Source organism: Streptomyces sp. NPDC049970 (assembly GCF_040660235.1).
Taxonomy (GTDB): domain Bacteria; phylum Actinomycetota; class Actinomycetes; order Streptomycetales; family Streptomycetaceae; genus Streptomyces.
Genome location: NZ_JBFALP010000050.1, coordinates 1 through 2,335, shown reverse-complemented (window position 1 = coordinate 2,335; position 2,335 = coordinate 1). Strand labels below are relative to the sequence as shown.

Here is a 2,335-nt window from a genome sequence, read left to right as displayed (position 1 = left end):
TTCTCGACGGTCACGGGTGACTGGCTCGGTGACGAGGTACCGGACGCCGCGTACTGGGTACGCAACCTCCGCCACCGGGTCCGATTCGAAGAAGCCGTACGGGCCCTCCTCGACGCGGGATTCCGCAGGTTCGTCGAGGTGAGCGCGCACCCGGTTCTCACCACCGGCGTGCAGGTCACCGCCGAGGACCACGGGACGGAGGCGACCGTCACGGGAACCCTGCATCGCGACGACGGAGGCCGGCCACGCCTGCTGCGGTCGGTTGCCGAGGCCTTCGTGACGGGAGTGCCGGTGCAATGGGCCCGCGCCTACGACGGCCGTCCGGTGCGACCGGTCGAACTGCCCACGTACGCCTTCCGACGCAAGCGCTACTGGGTGACGGACAGCGGCCCCGCGCGCCGCGGCAGGCACGCGCACCAGGACGGCACACAGAGCACGGGGCACACCCTGCTCGGCAGCGCGGTGACACTGCCCGGCACCGGCGGTGTCCTGCTCACCGGGCGCCTGTCCCTGCGGGAACAGCCGTGGCTGCGCGACCATGCCGTACGCGGCCGGGTGCTGGTGCCCGGCACGGCCCTGCTGGACATGGTCCTGCGCGCCGGTGACGCGGTCGGCTGCGACCGGATCGAGGAACTGACCCTCGAGACACCCCTGCTCCTGGACGCGTCCCGGACCACCCATGTACAGGTGCTCGTGGCCGGAGCCGCGCAGGACGGTAGCCGGGCGGTGGACGTCCACGCCCGACCCCAGGAGTCCGCGTCCGGGGAAACGGACTGGGTACGGCATGCGCGGGCGACCCTGGTGACGAGCACGGGCCACGAAGGCCGGGCCCGCCCGGAGAGCCGGCCCCCGGCGGACGCCGAACGCGTGGACATCACCGGACTCTACGAGCGGCTGAACGCGCAAGGCCTCACCTATGGGGCGGAGTTCCAGGGACTCACGGAGGTGTGGCGTGGCTCCGACGGCGAACTGTTCGCCGACGCCACCCTGACCGAGACCGATGTGACGGGTTTCGGCGTCCATCCGGCGCTCCTCGACGCCGTCCTGCACGCCTGGCCGGCGTGCGCCGAGGACGAGGGCCTCGGCCGTTTGCCGTTCCTGTGGACCGGTGTCACGCTCCATGCCACCGGTGCGACGCGGCTTCGGGCACGTCTCACCCCGACCGCAGAGGGCGCCTTCTCGCTACGGGCCACGGACGGCGCGGGCCTGCCCGTCCTGTCCGCCGAAGGACTGCTGACCCGCCCGCTCGACGAGGCACGCCTGCCCGCGCCGCCGGAGGACGGGGCAGCCGCCGCCTACCGGGTGGCCTGGACCCCGGTGTCCGCGCCGGACCGGGACGCGGAGACCCCGCGCGTCGCGGTGCTCGGCGAGACGTCCGCGGGGCTGCCCGTGACGGACCCGGACCACGCCGGATGCGCCGACCTGGCCGCGCTGGATGACCGTCTGGCCCACGGGGATCTCCCGGCACCCGGCCACGTCCTGGTGGACCTGCGGGCCGACGCGTCCCCCGACACCGGTGCCGGCATGGCAGCGATGGCCGAGCGTGCCGCCCTGCACGCGCTGGAGATGGTGCAGCAGTGGCTGGCCTGCGAGAGGTTCACCGAGTCGAGGCTGGTCCTCGTCACCGGCGGAGCGGTACAGGTCCACGACGGCGAACGCATGGACCATCTCGCCGCCTCACCCGTGTGGGGGTTGGTGCGCTCGGCACAGACCGAGCACCCCGGCCGCCTCGTCCTCCTCGACGTACTCGACCAGACGGCCACGGCACCCGGCACCGTGTTGCGCGCACTGTCCACGGACGAGCCCCAACTCGCTCTCCGGGGGGACGACATCCTCGCCCCGCGACTGGTGCGGGGCCACGCACCGCTGGCGCCGGACGACGGGCCCGCCCCGACGCCCGAGCGGGCGGAGTCCGCCACGACGCGCGACACGGACCCGGCCCTGGAGCACCGGCTCGCGCATGCCGGGAACGGCACGCTGGAGGGGATCGTCTGGAGTCCGACGCAGGACACCGAGAACGACCGCACCCTGGACGAGCATGAGGTCCGCATCGAGATCCGGGCCGTGGGGCTCAACTTCCGTGACGTGCTGATCCCTTTGGGCTTGTATCCGGATGCGGAGAACGCGCGGTTGGGCAGCGAGGGCGCCGGTGTGGTCACCGGGGTCGGCTCCGGTGTGACCGGCGTAGCGGTCGGCGACCGTGTGATGGGCGTCTGGCAGGACGGCTTCCGGTCCTCCGTCGTGGTGGATGAGCGGGTGGTGGTGGGGGTTCCGGAGGGGTGGTCGTTTGTGGAGGCTGCTTCGGTTCCGGTGGCGTTTGTGACGGCGTTCTATG

The 2,335-nt window shown here is 72.8% G+C and carries 1 protein-coding gene; it reads left to right on the top strand.

The window, feature by feature from the left end; all coding sequences use genetic code 11:
- A partial coding sequence (locus AB0I83_RS31355) for a polyketide synthase dehydratase domain-containing protein (RefSeq protein ID WP_363307041.1) occupies positions 1-2,335 on the top strand: 2,335 nt, incomplete at both ends.